This window comes from Rhodococcus sp. LW-XY12 (assembly GCF_019317345.1).
GTDB lineage: Bacteria > Actinomycetota > Actinomycetes > Mycobacteriales > Mycobacteriaceae > Rhodococcus > Rhodococcus pyridinivorans.
In genome coordinates this window covers 422765-438692 of the sequence record NZ_CP079225.1, presented here as the reverse complement: position 1 = coordinate 438692, position 15928 = coordinate 422765, and the positions used below count along the sequence as shown (strand labels likewise).

Annotated in this window: 7 protein-coding genes, 1 tRNA gene, 3 rRNA genes and 1 riboswitch; of the genes, 2 read left to right on the top strand and 9 right to left on the bottom strand. The window is 64.5% G+C overall.

The genetic code is table 11. The features are described 5' to 3' along the window. Window positions 1-183: 183 nt before the first annotated feature. Window positions 184-1497 carry an aminotransferase class V-fold PLP-dependent enzyme gene (locus KXC42_RS02065; protein WP_039957820.1) on the bottom strand — a complete coding sequence of 438 codons (1314 nt, stop codon included), beginning with the start codon at window positions 1495-1497 and terminating at the stop codon, window positions 184-186. A 68-nt stretch (window positions 1498-1565) separates the two neighbouring features. Beyond that, window positions 1566-1683: riboswitch (SAM riboswitch) on the bottom strand. 165 nt (window positions 1684-1848) lie between these two features. On the opposite strand from KXC42_RS02065, the gene KXC42_RS02060 reads away from it, so the two are divergent. Together KXC42_RS02060 and KXC42_RS02055 are read left to right on the top strand one after the other, a co-directional pair. Beyond that, the gene (locus KXC42_RS02060) at window positions 1849-5754 is read left to right on the top strand and encodes a Pls/PosA family non-ribosomal peptide synthetase (RefSeq protein WP_219129864.1); all 3906 of its coding nucleotides are present in this window, start codon (window positions 1849-1851) and stop codon (window positions 5752-5754) included. Beyond that, window positions 5721-7100, top strand: coding sequence for a M1 family metallopeptidase (locus KXC42_RS02055; RefSeq protein WP_033096938.1), 1380 nt, complete (start codon window positions 5721-5723; stop codon window positions 7098-7100). The genes KXC42_RS02060 and KXC42_RS02055 overlap by 34 nt, the downstream gene beginning before the upstream one ends. On the opposite strand, the gene KXC42_RS02050 is transcribed toward KXC42_RS02055, so the two are convergent. The 8 genes from KXC42_RS02050 to KXC42_RS27580 form a co-directional block, all read right to left on the bottom strand. Then, a complete protein-coding gene (locus tag KXC42_RS02050; RefSeq protein ID WP_257605979.1) occupies window positions 7097-7627 on the bottom strand; it encodes a putative immunity protein in 531 nt (176 codons plus the stop codon). The genes KXC42_RS02055 and KXC42_RS02050 overlap by 4 nt on opposite strands. A gap of 143 nt (window positions 7628-7770) precedes the next feature. Further along, window positions 7771-7887, bottom strand: a 5S ribosomal RNA gene (gene rrf / locus KXC42_RS02045). Between the two features lie 109 nt (window positions 7888-7996). Further along, window positions 7997-11131, bottom strand: a 23S ribosomal RNA gene (locus KXC42_RS02040). 297 nt (window positions 11132-11428) lie between these two features. After that, window positions 11429-12950, bottom strand: a 16S ribosomal RNA gene (locus KXC42_RS02035). Together the 16S, 23S and 5S rRNA genes form the textbook arrangement of a ribosomal RNA operon. 490 nt (window positions 12951-13440) lie before the next feature. Further along, entirely contained in the window at window positions 13441-13638 is a 198-nt protein-coding gene (locus KXC42_RS02030; protein ID WP_006552400.1) for a hypothetical protein, read from the bottom strand. A gap of 265 nt (window positions 13639-13903) precedes the next feature. Beyond that, window positions 13904-13979 (bottom strand) — tRNA-Thr (locus KXC42_RS02025). Window positions 13980-14041: 62 nt separating this feature from the next. After that, entirely contained in the window at window positions 14042-15229 is a 1188-nt protein-coding gene (locus KXC42_RS02020; protein WP_219129862.1) for a DNA polymerase III subunit delta', read from the bottom strand. Between the two features lie 4 nt (window positions 15230-15233). Next, on the bottom strand, window positions 15234-15821 hold the full coding sequence (locus tag KXC42_RS27580; protein ID WP_306839214.1) for a DUF6597 domain-containing transcriptional factor: 588 nt from the start codon (window positions 15819-15821) through the stop codon (window positions 15234-15236). Window positions 15822-15928 lie beyond the last annotated feature (107 nt).

Genomic DNA, 15928 nt, shown 5'->3' with positions numbered 1-15928 from the left:
GAGCGGCACGGAGGGATCGGCCTGTGAGCCGGAAGACTGTGAGGGAGAAGACCTTCAGTCCGGACAGATTCCCGATGCCGTACGGCAGAGGTCGACATGGCGACGGCACCAGCGTGCCGCAGCGATCGTCCTCGTCCGTCCCATGCGAATTACCCTACTGATCCTATGGGGAATTGTCGACCGCTAGACGCACGGAGATGCGTCGCCGTCGGTCGCTCCGAGGCCGGGACGCGTCTCCGGCGAGGGGTTCCACACGCCGGCGGTCTTCGCGTGCACCCACGTCGGCCCGTTCTCGACCAGCAACCGGAGCGCTCCGAGGAGCCGCTCGACATCGTCGGACGAGCTGCCGAGTCCGAGCGACGCCCGGACGGCTCCGCCGGCACGACCGACCCGCGCGAGCAGCGGGTGGGCGCAGAAGCGTCCGTCACGGACGCCGATGCCGTACTCGGCGGACAGATAGGAGGCGACGTGGCCGGGCTCGTAGCCGTCGACCGTGAAGGTGACGATCCCGACACTGTCGGCCGAATCGTTCCACAGCCGAAGCACTTCCACGCCGTCGATGGCCTGCAGACCGTCGACGAGCAGGGCGCACAGGGCCTCCTCGTGACGGATCACCGCGTCGGCGTCGAAACCGGCGAGCGCATCGCACGCGGCGGCAAGGGCGGCGACGCCGAGCACGTTGGGGGTGCCGGCCTCGTGACGCGCAGGGGCGCAGGACCATTCGGTGTGATCGAGGCGCACCTCGCGCACCGCGCCGCCACCGGCGAGGTACGGCTCGGCGGCGTCGAGCCAGTCTCGGCGGCCGACGAGCACTCCCGCACCGAACGGCGCGTACAGCTTGTGGCCGGAGAAGGCGAGGTAGTCCACACCGAGCTCGACGAGATCGACACGGCGATGGGGCACGAGCTGCGCACCGTCGACGAGGATCCGGGCACCGGAAGCGTGTGCGAGCTCGGCGAGTTCGGCGATCGGCAGGACCTCACCGGTGACGTTGGAAGCACCGGTGACGGCGAGCAGGGCCGCGGGTGCGCGCTGCAGTTCGACCGCGAGACGCCATACCGTCTCGGAGACGGTGTCCGCAGCCTCGACGATGCGAGAGTTCTTCCAGGGCAGCAGATTCGCATGGTGCTCGATGTCGAGCACCACGACATCGCCGGGCACCGCACTCGCGAGCAGGTTCAGCGAATCGGTGGTGTTGCGCGTGAAGACGACGACCTGGTCGTCGGCCGCGCCGACGAAGCGCGACACGGAGGAGCGGGCGTCCTCGTAGGCGGTGGTGCTGATCCGCGAAGCGTATCCGGCGCCGCGGTGCACGCTCGCATAGAAGGGCAGCAGCTCGGTGATGCGGTCGGTGACGGCGGACAGCGCCGGTGCGCTCGCCGCGTAGTCGAAGTTCGCATAGGTGCAGGTACCCCCCTGGACGAGCGGAACCTGCACGTCACAGCCGGAAACGGTGGCAAAGGGAGCGATGCAGGTGGTGGTGGCTACAGCAGTCATGACAAATCCCTTGTGTACTCGGGGACCCGCCGGTGACGCCTACGACGGAGAATTCTCGTCGCCGGCGGAGTCCGCGCTTGCCGTGTCCGGTAGTGGATTCACGGCCCGGTCGTCACCCGGAGCACCCCACCGCGGTTGGAGGGTTGCCGACCAGCTAGCCGGGGCTTGACGCTGGTACTCATGACCTGGCGAAGAGAATGGCAGGACGACCGGGCCGTGTCAACCCCGCACAGCTCCGCGTCGCCCGGCACCGCACGACGCCGACACGCGTTCTGCGCGCCGAACGTTCACCTGCCGTCCACCCGGACGTGAGATAACCGGAAGCACCATCGAGCAGAAGGACCCGCGGAATTGCCAGCCATAACCTCGACCCCCGTCGGCCGGTCCCCCATCCCCGACGAGTTCCTCCGCGCGTCGCACGCTCCACCCGCCCGCACCCTCGTCGACCTGCTGCGGAGCACTGCCGAAGCACATCCCGACGCCCCCGCGATCGACGACGGCGCGACGGTCCTCGAATACGCCGAACTGGTCGAGGCGGTGATCGCCGGTGCGTATGCGCTGAACGACGCGGGCGTCGGGGCCGGCGACAGGGTCGGGGTCCGCATGACCTCCGGGCGCAGCGACCTGTATGTGACGATTCTCTCCATTCTCGCCGCGGGCGCCGCGTACGTCCCCGTCGACGCCGACGATCCCGACGAGCGGGCCGAACTCGTGTTCTCGGAAGCGCAGGTCACCGCCATCGTCACGGACGAGGGCATCGGACCGGGCACGGCCTCGCCGTCGGGCACCCCGGTGGTGCGGGGCCCGAACCTCGATGACGACGCGTGGATCATCTTCACCTCCGGTTCAACCGGAACACCGAAGGGTGTCGCCGTCACCCACCGCAATGCGGCGGCCTTCGTCGACGCGGAAGCGCGAATGTTCTGCCAAGGGGAGCCGCTCGGTCCCGGCGACCGGGTCCTGGCCGGGCTGTCCGTGGCGTTCGACGCCTCGTGCGAGGAGATGTGGCTCGCCTGGCGGCACGGCGCCTGCCTGGTTCCGGCGCCCCGCGCGCTCGTCCGCTCCGGCATGGACCTCGGGCCGTGGCTCGTCTCGCGCAACATCAACGTCGTCTCCACGGTGCCCACCCTCGCGGCGATGTGGCCGGCCGAAGCCCTCGAGGCGGTGCGTTTGCTCATCTTCGGTGGCGAGGCCTGCCCACCCGATCTCGTCGAACGTCTCGCGGTTCCGGGACGCGAGGTGTGGAACACCTACGGCCCCACCGAGGCGACGGTCGTGGCCTGCGCGTCGCTGATGGACGGCGCCGGACCGGTCCGCATCGGCCTGCCCCTCGACGGATGGGATCTCGCCGTCGTGGACGCCGACGGCAACCCCGTCGAGGAGGGCGCGACCGGTGAACTCGTCATCGGTGGTGTCGGCCTCGCGCGCTACCTCGATCCGGCGAAGGACGCCGAGAAGTACGCTCCGATGCCCACGCTCGGCTGGGACCGCGCCTACCGCAGCGGTGATCTCGTGACGCTCGACCGCGCCGGTCTGCTGTTCCAGGGACGCGCCGACGACCAGGTCAAGATCGGTGGCCGCCGCATCGAACTCGGCGAGGTCGACAACGCACTGCAGAACCTGCCCGGCGTGGCGGGCGGTGCGTGCACGGTCCGCAAGACGGCCGCGGGACATTCGATCCTCGTGGGATACCTCGCCTCCACCGATCCGGACTTCGACATCGCGTCGGCCCACGACCTGCTGTCCGAACAACTCCCGGCCGCGCTCGTCCCCCGACTCGCGCTCGTCGACGAACTGCCCACCCGCACGTCCGGCAAGGTCGACCGCAACGCTCTGCCGTGGCCGCTGCCCGGCGCCGATGCCGACTCGGTGGAAGCACTCGGTCTCGATCCCACCGCCGAATGGGTCGCCGAACTGTGGACCGACATCCTCGGCGCCCGGATCGAGGGCGTCGACGACGACTTCTTCGAACTCGGCGGTGGTTCCCTCGCGGCGGCGCAAGTCGTCACGGCGCTGCGGAGTCGGTATCCCGAGATGACCGTCGCGGAACTGTACGACCACCCGAGGCTCGGATCGCTCGCCGTCTACCTCGACGAACTCGCGCCGACGGAAGCGGCGACACCGCGAGAGGTGACCCCGGTGCCGCGGCTCGCCCAGCTCGGGCAGATCGCCGTGACCGCCGTCCTCACCACCCTCACCGGACTGCAGTGGGTGACCTGGCTGGCGATCCTGAACAACATCGTCGCGCTCGTCGTCGACGTGCCGTGGACCGTCACCCTGTCGTGGTGGTGGGTCGCGCTCGGTGTCCTGCTGTTCCTCACGCCCGTCGGGCGCATGGCGATCTCCGTCGCGGGTTCGCGTCTGCTCCTGCGCGGCATAGAGCCCGGAAGCTACCCACGCGGTGGGAGCGTCCATCTCCGGCTGTGGACGGCTCTGCGACTGTCCGAGGCCGTGGGTGCCGTGAACATCTCGAGCGCTCCCTGGATGCGGCAGTACGCGCGGGCGCTGGGAGCGAAGGTCGGCCGCGACGTCGACCTGCACAGTCTTCCATCGGTCACCGGTCTCCTCGAACTCGGCGACGGGTGTGCCGTCGAGCCGGAAGTGGACCTCGGCGGCTACTGGGTGGACGGCGACCTCGTCCACATCGGAAGCATCCGGATCGGTGCCGGCGCCACGGTGGGCGCCCGCTCGTTCCTGGCCCCCGGCGCGCGGATCGGTAAGGACGCCGAAGTGGAGGCCGGATCCGCGGTGTTCGGTCGCGTGAAGGCCGGGCAGAACTGGTCGGGCTCCCCCGCCCGCAAGGCCGGCAAGGCCGACCGGCCGTGGCCCGCCGCGACACCGCCGCGGGGCGGCAGGTGGGTGCCGGTCTACGCGCTGTCGTCGATCCTGCTCGGCGGCCTGCCCGTCGTCTCGATCGCCGCCGGGGTCGCGCTGCTCGTGTGGTGGGTGCACGACACCCCCACCGTCTCCGACGCCGTGGTGCACTCCCTGGCGATGCTGCCCGTCGCGGCGCTGCTGACGATGTTCGTCTTCGCCCTGCTCACCCTGACGGCCGTGCGACTGCTTGCCGTCGGGATGACCGAGGGCTGGCATCCCGTGCGCAGCCGCGTGGGCTGGCAGGTGTGGTTCACCGAGCGCCTCATGGACTCCTCGCGCACCTTCCTGTTCCCGCTCTACGCGTCGATGCTCACCCCGATCTGGCTCCGATTGCTCGGCGCCGACATCGGTAAGGACGTCGAGGCGTCGACCGTGCTGATGGTTCCCAAGTTCACCAAGGTCGCCGATGGAGCGTTCCTCGCCGACGACACGATGGTCGCCTCCTACGAACTCGGCGGCGGGTGGCTGTACATCTCGCATGCGAAGGTCGGCAAGCGTGCCTTCCTCGGCAACTCGGGTATGGCGGCGCCGGGTCGGCGCGTCCCGAAGCACGGGCTCGTCGCGGTGCTCTCCGCGGCTCCGGAGAAGGCGAAATCTGGCTCGTCGTGGCTGGGCAGTCCCCCGGTGCGCCTGCGGCGCGCAAGCGGTGACAGCGACGCGAGCCGCACCTTCGCACCGCCGCTGAAACTGAAGATCGCGCGCGGCGCGGTGGAGACCTTCCGGCTCGTGCCCATGGTCGTCACCTACGGCATCGGGCTCGGTGTGCTCTTCGCACTCAACACCCTCGCCGTGCACTGGGGCTATCTCGCCGCTGCGCTGCTGGGCGGTCTCGTGCTCATGGTGGCCGGAGCCGTGGCGTGCCTCGTGACCGTGATCGCGAAATGGCTCGTCGTCGGTCGGATCGGACGCGTCGAGCACCCGCTGTGGAGTTCGTTCGTGTGGCGCAACGAGGTCTCCGACACCTTCGTGGAGACCGTGGCGGCACCGTGGTTCGCCCGGGCCGCGGCGGGCACCGCCGTGATGAACCTGTGGCTGCGCGCGCTGGGGTCGAGAATCGGGCGCGGTGTGTGGTGCGAGAGCTACTGGCTGCCCGAGGCCGACCTGGTGTCCCTGGGCGACGGTGCGACCGTCGAACGCGGTTGCGTTGTACAGACCCACCTGTTCCATGATCGGATCATGTCCATGGACACCGTGACCCTCGGCGCCGGCGCCACGCTCGGCCCCCAATGCGTCGCGTTGCCCGCCTCGGGCATCGGCGACGGTGCCACCGTCGGCCCGGCCTCGCTGGTGATGCGCGGCGACGTCGTCCCGCCGTCCACTCGCTGGCAGGGCAATCCGATCACGCCGTGGACCACGCCGAACGACTGGTCGCCGCGGTGAAGCCCATCAAAGCCGCCAAGCCCGTCGCGCCGGTCGCCGCGGACCGGCCGCTCGACCCTTATCTGCCCGAGAGCGGGAACCGCGGCTACCGGGCCTCCCGCTACGAACTCGAACTCACCTACAAGGTCGTGTCCAATCGGCTCGACGGCCGGGCGAAGATCATCGCCACGACTACGGACGTGCGCGCCAAGTATTCGCTCGATCTCGCGCAGTCGATGCGAGTCACGAAGGTGACCGTCAACGGGCGACGTCCCGCCAAGTTCGCGCATCGTGGCGGCAAGCTCACCGTCACCCCCGCCGAGAAACTCCCTGCCGGGGCGGTCCTCGTCTTCGGTGTGCAGTACTCGGGAACCCCCACCCCACTGCGGACCATGTGGGGTGAGGTCGGCTGGGAAGAACTCGACGAGGGTTCGCTCGTCGCGAGTCAGCCCAACGGCGCACCCACCTGGTTCCCCTGCGACGACCATCCCGGTTCGAAAGCCACCTACCGCATCGCGGTCACCACCGACGCTCCGTTCGTCGCGATCGCGAACGGCACCCTCGTGCACAAGACCACGAAGGCGAGTCGCACCACCCGCGTCTACGAGCAACCCGAACCCATGGCGACCTATCTCGCCACGGTCCAGACCGGGCACTACGAGATACGCACCCTCTCAAACGAACCCGTGCCCCAGTACGGCATCCATCCGCCTCGGTTGCGCGCGGCGTTCGATCGGGACTTCGCTCGCCAGACCGAGATGCTCGAGTTGTTCACGCGCCTGTTCGGCCCGTATCCGTTCGCGCACTACACCGCTCTGGTGACCGACGACGACCTCGAGATCCCCCTCGAAGCACAGGGATTGTCGATCTTCGGCGCGAACTTCTGCGACGGCACCGGCCGCGAGGAACGGCTCGTCGCACACGAGTTGGCGCACCAGTGGTTCGGCAACAGCCTCACGCTGAACCGTTGGTGCGACATCTGGCTCCACGAAGGATTCGCGTGCTACGCGGAGTGGTTGTGGTCGGAGAACTCGGGCGGCAGGTCGGCGCATGCACATGCGCTCGACGCCCACCGGGGTCTGGCCCGCAAGCCGCAGGACATCCTGCTCGAGGATCCGGGCCCGAAGGACATGTTCGACGACCGCATCTACAAGCGCGGAGCACTGACTTTGCACGCCCTGCGAGTGCAGCTCGGCGACGAGCCGTTCTTCACCCTCCTACGGACGTGGACCGCGGAACACCGGCACGGCAACGTGACGACGGCGCAGTTCAAGGATCTCGCCGCACGTTTCTCGGACGTCTCGCTCCGGCCGCTGTGGGAGGCGTGGTTGAGCACGCGAGAGCTTCCCCCGGCACCGACCGCCTAGTTCCGAGGGCGCAGAGATGCATCCAGTGCGCTCATCAACTGTCCGACACGACTTCTCGAGGTAGGGGCGATCGGATATCTGGACAGGACGTCGACCACCACGGGGGTCGCACGGCGCCGGGCGTCGTCGAGCGAGTCCTCAGCTGCCGTCGGGTCTCCGCCCGCACGGAGTTCGGTGATGCGAGCGACACTCGCAGCGGTACGCAGGATGTGCCCGACCTGAGTGGCCTTCGCGATCGGGTGCAGATAGGCAGCCGCGGCGACATCGCCGGCACACCGCGCGGCGAGGGAAGCCGCTTCCGTCGGTGCATCCTTCGCAGCTCGGTGAGCATCCAGGGCGGCGACGCGCTGGAGTCTCGTTCGTCGCGCACCGTCGACGAATTCTCGCGCCGCATCGAGTGCTGAACGTGGACGACGGTCCTCGGGCACGGATTCCTCGAAGACGGGAAGCACGTCCTGTGCACTCTCCGTCACGTATCGGACGACCGCCCGCAGTTCGTCCATGGTGAGTTCGAAATCACCGGTCACGCTTGTCGCCGGCCCGTTCCGCCCCACGTATCCGAGCATAGCCCGACCGAATGTCCGCGTACGAAAAACGGGGACCCGCGAAAGCGGCTCCCCTCCTCAAAGCCGAAGACCCCCAACAATGTTGGGGGTCTTCGGTAACGGGTGTTCGGCGGTGTCCTACTCTCCCACACCCTGTCGAGTGCAGTACCATCGGCGCAGACAGGCTTAGCTTCCGGGTTCGGAATGGGACCGGGCGTTTCCCTGTCGCTATGACCGCCGTAACTCTATGAAACAATAGTCCACGCAGATTCCTCGAATCACCTGCTGCTGCAGGATTTTCGGATCTGTGTGTGTTGTTTCAGATACCGCACAGTGGACGCGTAACATCTTCGTGGTAAGTCCTCGGCCTATTAGTACCGGTCACCTCCACCCATTGCTGGGCTTCCAGTTCCGGCCTATCAACCCGGTGGTCTGCCGGGGGCCTTACCCCCTCGAGGGGGTGAGAAACCTCATCTTGGAACAGGCTTCCCGCTTAGATGCTTTCAGCGGTTATCCCTTCCGAACGTAGCCAACCAGCCATGCCCCTGGCGGGACAACTGGCACACCAGAGGTTCGTCCGTCCCGGTCCTCTCGTACTAGGGACAGCCTTCCTCAAGTTTCTAACGCGCGCGGCGGATAGAGACCGAACTGTCTCACGACGTTCTAAACCCAGCTCGCGTGCCGCTTTAATGGGCGAACAGCCCAACCCTTGGGACCTACTCCAGCCCCAGGATGCGACGAGCCGACATCGAGGTGCCAAACCATCCCGTCGATATGGACTCTTGGGGAAGATCAGCCTGTTATCCCCGGGGTACCTTTTATCCGTTGAGCGACACCGCTTCCACATGCCGGTGCCGGATCACTAGTCCCGACTTTCGTCCCTGCTCGACCTGTCAGTCTCACAGTCAAGCTCCCTTGTGCACTTGCACTCGACACCTGATTGCCAACCAGGCTGAGGGAACCTTTGGGCGCCTCCGTTACATTTTGGGAGGCAACCGCCCCAGTTAAACTACCCACCAGGCACTGTCCCTGAACCAGATCATGGTCCGAGGTTAGAGGTCCAATACGATCAGAGTGGTATTTCAACAACGACTCCACCCATACTGGCGTATGAGCTTCACAGTCTCCCACCTATCCTACACAAACCGAACCGAACACCAATACCAAGCTATAGTGAAGGTCCCGGGGTCTTTTCGTCCTGCCGCGCGTAACGAGCATCTTTACTCGTAATGCAATTTCGCCGAGTCTGTGGTCGAGACAGCAGAGAAGTCGTTACGCCATTCGTGCAGGTCGGAACTTACCCGACAAGGAATTTCGCTACCTTAGGATGGTTATAGTTACCACCGCCGTTTACTGGGGCTTAAATTCTCAGCTTCGCGGATTGCTCCGCTAACCGGTCCTCTTAACCTTCCAGCACCGGGCAGGCGTCAGTCCGTATACATCGTCTTACGACTTCGCACGGACCTGTGTTTTTAGTAAACAGTCGCTTCTCTCTGGTCTCTGCGACCACCCCCAGCTCGGACCGCAAGGGCCGTCACCGAGCGTGGTCCCCCTTCTCCCGAAGTTACGGGGGCATTTTGCCGAGTTCCTTAACCACAGTTCTCTCGATCGCCTCGGTATTCTCTACCTGACCACCTGTGTCGGTTTGGGGTACGGGCCGTGTACCAACTCACTAGAGGCTTTTCTCGGCAGCATAGGATCACTGAATTCCCCTCAACGGGTACGCATCACCTCTCAGGCTGCATGAACGGCGGATTTGCCTACCATTCGCCCTACCGGCTTACACCAGGTACTCCATCACCTGGCCCAGCTACCTTCCTGCGTCACCCCATCGCTTGACTACTACAATCAGGGTCCCGTGCAGCCATCCCCACAGTTCCCGAAGGAACAGCGGAAACTTTTGGACGGTTAGCACAACTGATTCGCCATTGGGCGCGGATACACGGGTACGGGAATATCAACCCGTTGTCCATCGACTACGCCTGTCGGCCTCGCCTTAGGTCCCGACTCACCCTGGGCGGATTAACCTGGCCCAGGAACCCTTGGTCATCCGGCGGACGAGTTTCTCACTCGTCTTTCGCTACTCATGCCTGCATTCTCACTCGCGCAGCCTCCACACCTGGATCACTCCGGCGCTTCCACGGCTGCACGACGCTCCCCTACCCACCCACACCACTGCACACGTTCCCGCAGGAACGAATGGGTGTTGTGTGAGTGCCGCGGCTTCGGCGGTGTACTTGAGCCCCGCTACATTGTCGGCGCAGAACCACTTGACCAGTGAGCTATTACGCACTCTTTCAAGGGTGGCTGCTTCTAAGCCAACCTCCTGGTTGTCTCAGCGATCCCACATCCTTTTCCACTTAGTACACGCTTAGGGGCCTTAGCCGGCGATCTGGGCTGTTTCCCTCTCGACTACGAAGCTTATCCCCCGCAGTCTCACTGCCGCGCTCTCACTCACCGGCATTCGGAGTTTGGCTGATTTCGGTAAGCTTGTGGGCCCCCTAGACCATCCAGTAGCTCTACCTCCGGTGAGAAACACGCGACGCTGCACCTAAATGCATTTCGGGGAGAACCAGCTATCACGGAGTTTGATTGGCCTTTCACCCCTACCCACAACTCATCCCCTCAGTTTTCAACCTAAGTGGGTTCGGGCCTCCACGACGTCTTACCATCGCTTCACCCTGGCCATGGGTAGATCACTCCGCTTCGGGTCTAGAACATGCCACTACATGCGCCCTATTCGGACTCGCTTTCGCTACGACTACCCCACACGGGTTAACCTCGCGACATGCCACTAACTCGCAGGCTCATTCTTCAAAAGGCACGCCATCACCCACCACGAACTGAATCGTGCATCGGCTCTGACGGATTGTAAGCGCACGGTTTCAGGTACTATTTCACTCCCCTCCCGGGGTACTTTTCACCTTTCCCTCACGGTACTAGTCCGCTATCGGTCACCAGGGAGTATTCAGGCTTATCGGGTGGTCCCGACAGATTCACACCGGATTTCACGGGCCCGGTGCTACTCGGGTACTTTTCACGAGAGCCGGCAAGTTTTCGTCTACGGGATTCTCACCCTCTACGACAGGCCGTTCCAGACCACTTCGACTAACCAACCGGTTTTTTACTCTCGCCCGTCATGACAGTGACGGGAAGAAAAGCCCCACAACCCCACGGATGCAACGCCTGCCAGCTATCACACACCCATGGTTTAGCCTCATCCGCTTTCGCTCGCCACTACTCACGGAATCACATGTTGTTTTCTCTTCCTGTGGGTACTGAGATGTTTCACTTCCCCACGTTCCCTCCACACACCCTATATATTCAGATGCGGGTAACACGACATCACTCGTGCTGGGTTTCCCCATTCGGAAATCCTCGGATCACAGCTCGGTTGACAGCTCCCCGAGGCATATCGCAGCCTCCCACGTCCTTCATCGGCTCCTGGTGCCAAGGCATCCACCGTACGCTCATAAACACTTACAACAAAGATGCTCGCGTCCACTGTGCAGTTCTCAAACAACACACAACAACCCCTACCGCAAGAAAACTGATTTCCTTGTTTCGCGGATCATCGTCGCTGATCAAACACATTGCGTGTTCTCTCAGGACCCAACAGTGCACCGATATAACCACCGCGACGAGGATCTGTATCCCCGCCATACGCGGTGATGGTTGTCAGCGTTCCACCCATGAGCAACCGTGTCCCACGATCGGGGACAATCGGTCTCTGGCCGCACACCACACCCGACTGTTCGGGGTGTGTGGGCAGATGCTCCTTAGAAAGGAGGTGATCCAGCCGCACCTTCCGGTACGGCTACCTTGTTACGACTTCGTCCCAATCGCCGATCCCACCTTCGACGGCTCCCTCCCACAAGGGGTTAGGCCACCGGCTTCGGGTGTTACCGACTTTCATGACGTGACGGGCGGTGTGTACAAGGCCCGGGAACGTATTCACCGCAGCGTTGCTGATCTGCGATTACTAGCGACTCCGACTTCACGGGGTCGAGTTGCAGACCCCGATCCGAACTGAGACCGGCTTTAAGGGATTCGCTCCACCTCACGGTATCGCAGCCCTCTGTACCGACCATTGTAGCATGTGTGAAGCCCTGGACATAAGGGGCATGATGACTTGACGTCGTCCCCACCTTCCTCCGAGTTGACCCCGGCAGTCTCCTGCGAGTCCCCACCATCACGTGCTGGCAACACAGGACAAGGGTTGCGCTCGTTGCGGGACTTAACCCAACATCTCACGACACGAGCTGACGACAGCCATGCACCACCTGTCTACCGGCCACAAGGGAAACCACATCTCTGCAGTCGTCCGGTACATGTCAAACCCAGGTAAGGTTCTTCGCGTTGCATCGAATTAATCCACATGCTCCGCCGCTTGTGCGGGCCCCCGTCAATTCCTTTGAGTTTTAGCCTTGCGGCCGTACTCCCCAGGCGGGGCGCTTAATGCGTTGGCTACGGCACGGATCCCGTGGAAGGAAACCCACACCTAGCGCCCACCGTTTACGGCGTGGACTACCAGGGTATCTAATCCTGTTCGCTACCCACGCTTTCGCTCCTCAGCGTCAGTTACTGCCCAGAGACCCGCCTTCGCCACCGGTGTTCCTCCTGATATCTGCGCATTTCACCGCTACACCAGGAATTCCAGTCTCCCCTGCAGTACTCGAGTCTGCCCGTATCGCCTGCAAGCCCGCAGTTGAGCTGCGGGATTTCACAGACGACGCGACAAACCGCCTACGAGCTCTTTACGCCCAGTAATTCCGGACAACGCTCGCACCCTACGTATTACCGCGGCTGCTGGCACGTAGTTGGCCGGTGCTTCTTCTCCCACTACCGTCACTTGCGCTTCGTCATGGGTGAAAGAGGTTTACAACCCGAAGGCCGTCATCCCTCACGCGGCGTCGCTGCATCAGGCTTGCGCCCATTGTGCAATATTCCCCACTGCTGCCTCCCGTAGGAGTCTGGGCCGTGTCTCAGTCCCAGTGTGGCCGGTCGCCCTCTCAGGCCGGCTACCCGTCGTCGCCTTGGTAGGCCATTACCCCACCAACAAGCTGATAGGCCGCGGGCTCATCCTGCACCGAAAAACTTTCCACCCCAGAACATGCATCCCGAGGTCATATCCGGTATTAGACCCAGTTTCCCAGGCTTATCCCAGAGTGCAGGGCAGATCACCCACGTGTTACTCACCCGTTCGCCACTAATCCACCCAGCAAGCTGGGCTTCATCGTTCGACTTGCATGTGTTAAGCACGCCGCCAGCGTTCGTCCTGAGCCAGGATCAAACTCTCCGTTGAAGACTCACAATCACCCCGAAGGGGCAATCAGTCAAAGACAAAAGAGTCAAATCACTAGCAAAAAAACTCAAACTAGCTCAAACACTGGACCACCGCAGACGGAAGAATGCGATGTCCAGCAACAACCACCCACAAAAGTGAAGTGGCCGCACCAAATATTATTTGGCACTGACATTCATCGGCACACTGTTGAGTTCTCAAAGAACACGCACACACCATCGCTCCCGAACCTTCCGATTCGTTCACTCCGGGGTGACTGTTCATCCGAGGGCCTTCCGGCTCTCGGGCACGGCTCCAAACCTTACCAGAAGGTTTCGAACCAGTGAAATCTGCAGGCGCCTTCGTCCAACCTCGTTGTCCCGTTCCTCTCGGCCCGGGTCGGTGTCCGTGTCGCTCTGACCTGGAATAAGTTACGCGAACATCTCCGAGAACACCAAATCGCCAGGTCAGAGCTGGTTTATCGACTTACGAAGCGTCGTTGTGAGGGTGTTCAGGGGACCCAGTACTTCGCCGCGAGGTGCTGGACGATCGGATCGTCCTCGCCGGCCTGCTCCAGCATCGCGAGGTCGCTGCGGAGATCCATGAGGCGAGGGTCGTCCCCTTCGGCGTCGCCGATCGGCCGGCCTCCGTCCTCGGCGCGCTGCCGCAGGATCTTCTCCCGAACCCGGTCCTTCAACGACTCAGCCATGAGAGAAGCATGCTGCGCGGTGACGGGGTTGTCGAGGATTTCGGCGCCGTGTCCGAGACCGCTCTCGTGCGCGCCGATAGTCGCGGTCGCTTCGCGTCAACGGTCCTTGTCCCGGAAGACCCGGACGGCCATGGGCAGCACCACGACGAGAGCACCGATGATCAGGACCAAGGAGAACAGTTCCATCAACATGTCTCCATCATCCGTGCGAATCGCACAGCGCGCAGAAACGTCGAAGGCCCCTCACCGTGGTGAGGGGCCTTCGTGGAGCTGCCTGTCGGAATCGAACCGACGACCTTTTCATTACGAGTGAAATGCTCTACCGACTGAGCTAAGGCAGCGAGCCTTTCGGCGTCCGAAGTCTAGCGGACTACCCCCACCCCGACGCAAACCGGCACTTCGGCTACCGGAACGCCGAGCTCAACCGGGCTGCGAGCGCCGCGAGAGCGAAGCGGGGTTTGACGTTCTGGGCGAGCGCCTCCCGGCAGTCGAGGATGGCCTCGATGCACTCGAGCAGCGACTCCGGCCGGGTCCTCGACGCGAGGTCGGCCGCACGATCCGACATGTCCGGATGGTTGAGCGTGACCCGCGATCCGAAGGCGTGCACCAGCGCGTCCCGATACAGACCGGCGAGATCGATAAGCGCTCTGTCCATGATGTCGCGCTCGGTTCGCGTCTTCCGCGACTTCTGAGTGCGTTCGAGTTCCTTGAGGACCCCGGCCGAACCGCGAAGCGCACCCGCAGCCCCCTTGCCGGTACCGCCGGCACCGAGAGCGGTCCTGAGCTCTTCGGTCTCGTGCTCGTCGCGCTCCGCACTGATCTCCTTCGCCTCGGTCTCGGCACTGCGTCCGAGATCGTCGGCTGCGGAGTAGGTGGTGGCGGGGCGCAGGACCGCGCCGGCGACAGCGAGGGCACGTGTCCGGTTGTCGCGGGCGCCCTCGTCGGTGGCCAGCCGTCGGGCCCGACCGACGTGGCCTGCACTGACGGATGCAGCCCACTGCGCCGTCTTCGGATCGATGCCGTCGGTGGCCTCGAGGACGCGCGCGATGGCGTCGGCGCTGGGAGTGACCAACCCGACGTGACGGCAGCGCGAGCGCAGCGTCACCGAGATGTCCTCGGGATCGATCGACGGCGCGCACAGGAGGAAGACCGTTCGCTGCGGCGGTTCCTCGACCACCTTCAGCAGCGCGTTCGCGGCTCCCTCGGTGAGGCGGTCGGCATCCTCGATCACCACGACCTGCCATCGGCCCGTGCTGGGACGCCGCGAGGCGACCTGCACGATGTCGCGCATCGACTTGACGCTGATCGTCAGTCCCTCGGGCACGACCCGCCGTACGTCGCCGTGGGTGCCTGCCATAGTGGTGGTGCAGGCGTGGCATCGCCCGCAACCGGGAGGCTCCTCGTCGGTGCACTGCAGGGCGGCTGCGAAACACAGCGCCGCGACCGAGCGACCGGACCCGGGAGGACCGGTGAACAGCCACGAGTGCGTCATCGCCGACCCGGTGTCGCCCCGACGGGCAGCTACCGCGGCCGCGACGAGTTCGGTCTCGACATCGCGTTGACCGACGAGACGATCGAAGACCCCGGACATGCGCTCAGCCTAACGACCGGGTCCGACGGGTCCGGATCACGTGTCCGAAACGTTCAGGACGGCTGCACGTCCTCGGTCCCATCGTCGGCCATGACCATTCATTTCTCCGCCGTGGGGCTCGCTGTCGCCGATCTCGATCGGTCCTTCGCGTGCTATCGCATGCTCGGCCTCGACCTGCCCATCGAAGCACCCGAGGTACCGCCGAGCGACGACGCAGTGTCCTGTCGCTCCAGCCGAGGGTCGCGGCGACTTCCGAGACGGCCGTGCCGGAGGCCGGCGCCCGCGCGAGGGCGGCCATCGGATCGTGTGCGTCGACCGCACCTCGGACGGCGTCGACCAGTGCAGCGACGGGATCGTCCTCGGCTCGAACCGCGAGGAGCCGCACACGACATGACGGCCACAGATCGTCGAGCGGAACCCGTCGATCGGTCAGCTCGCTCGCGTCGACGCCGAAGAACGGCGGTCCCAGGCCGGGTTCGAACCGGACCGCCGTCAGCGGCGATCGGCCGGAGAACTGTGACGTCGCGTCCGGACCGGCGACGGGGAAGCCGTCGGCGTGCCGGATGAGGTCCATGCATCCGTCCGGCAACACGTGGGTCCCCCCACGCAGGCACCGGCCCGGCTCGGATCGCCACAGTGTGACGCCGGGGATCCCCGACGGCAGTTCGCGGTCCACCCCGTGAGGTTATCCGCGTACGC

Bases quoted from the DNA above. Each gene is read 5' to 3' on its own strand.
- KXC42_RS02065 (WP_039957820.1), bottom strand. From the start codon at position 1,497: ATGACTGCTGTAGCCACCACCACCTGCATCGCTCCCTTTGCCACCGTT.
- KXC42_RS02020 (WP_219129862.1), bottom strand. From the start codon at position 15,229: ATGTCCGGGGTCTTCGATCGTCTCGTCGGTCAACGCGATGTCGAGACC.
- KXC42_RS02030 (WP_006552400.1), bottom strand. From the start codon at position 13,638: ATGGCTGAGTCGTTGAAGGACCGGGTTCGGGAGAAGATCCTGCGGCAG.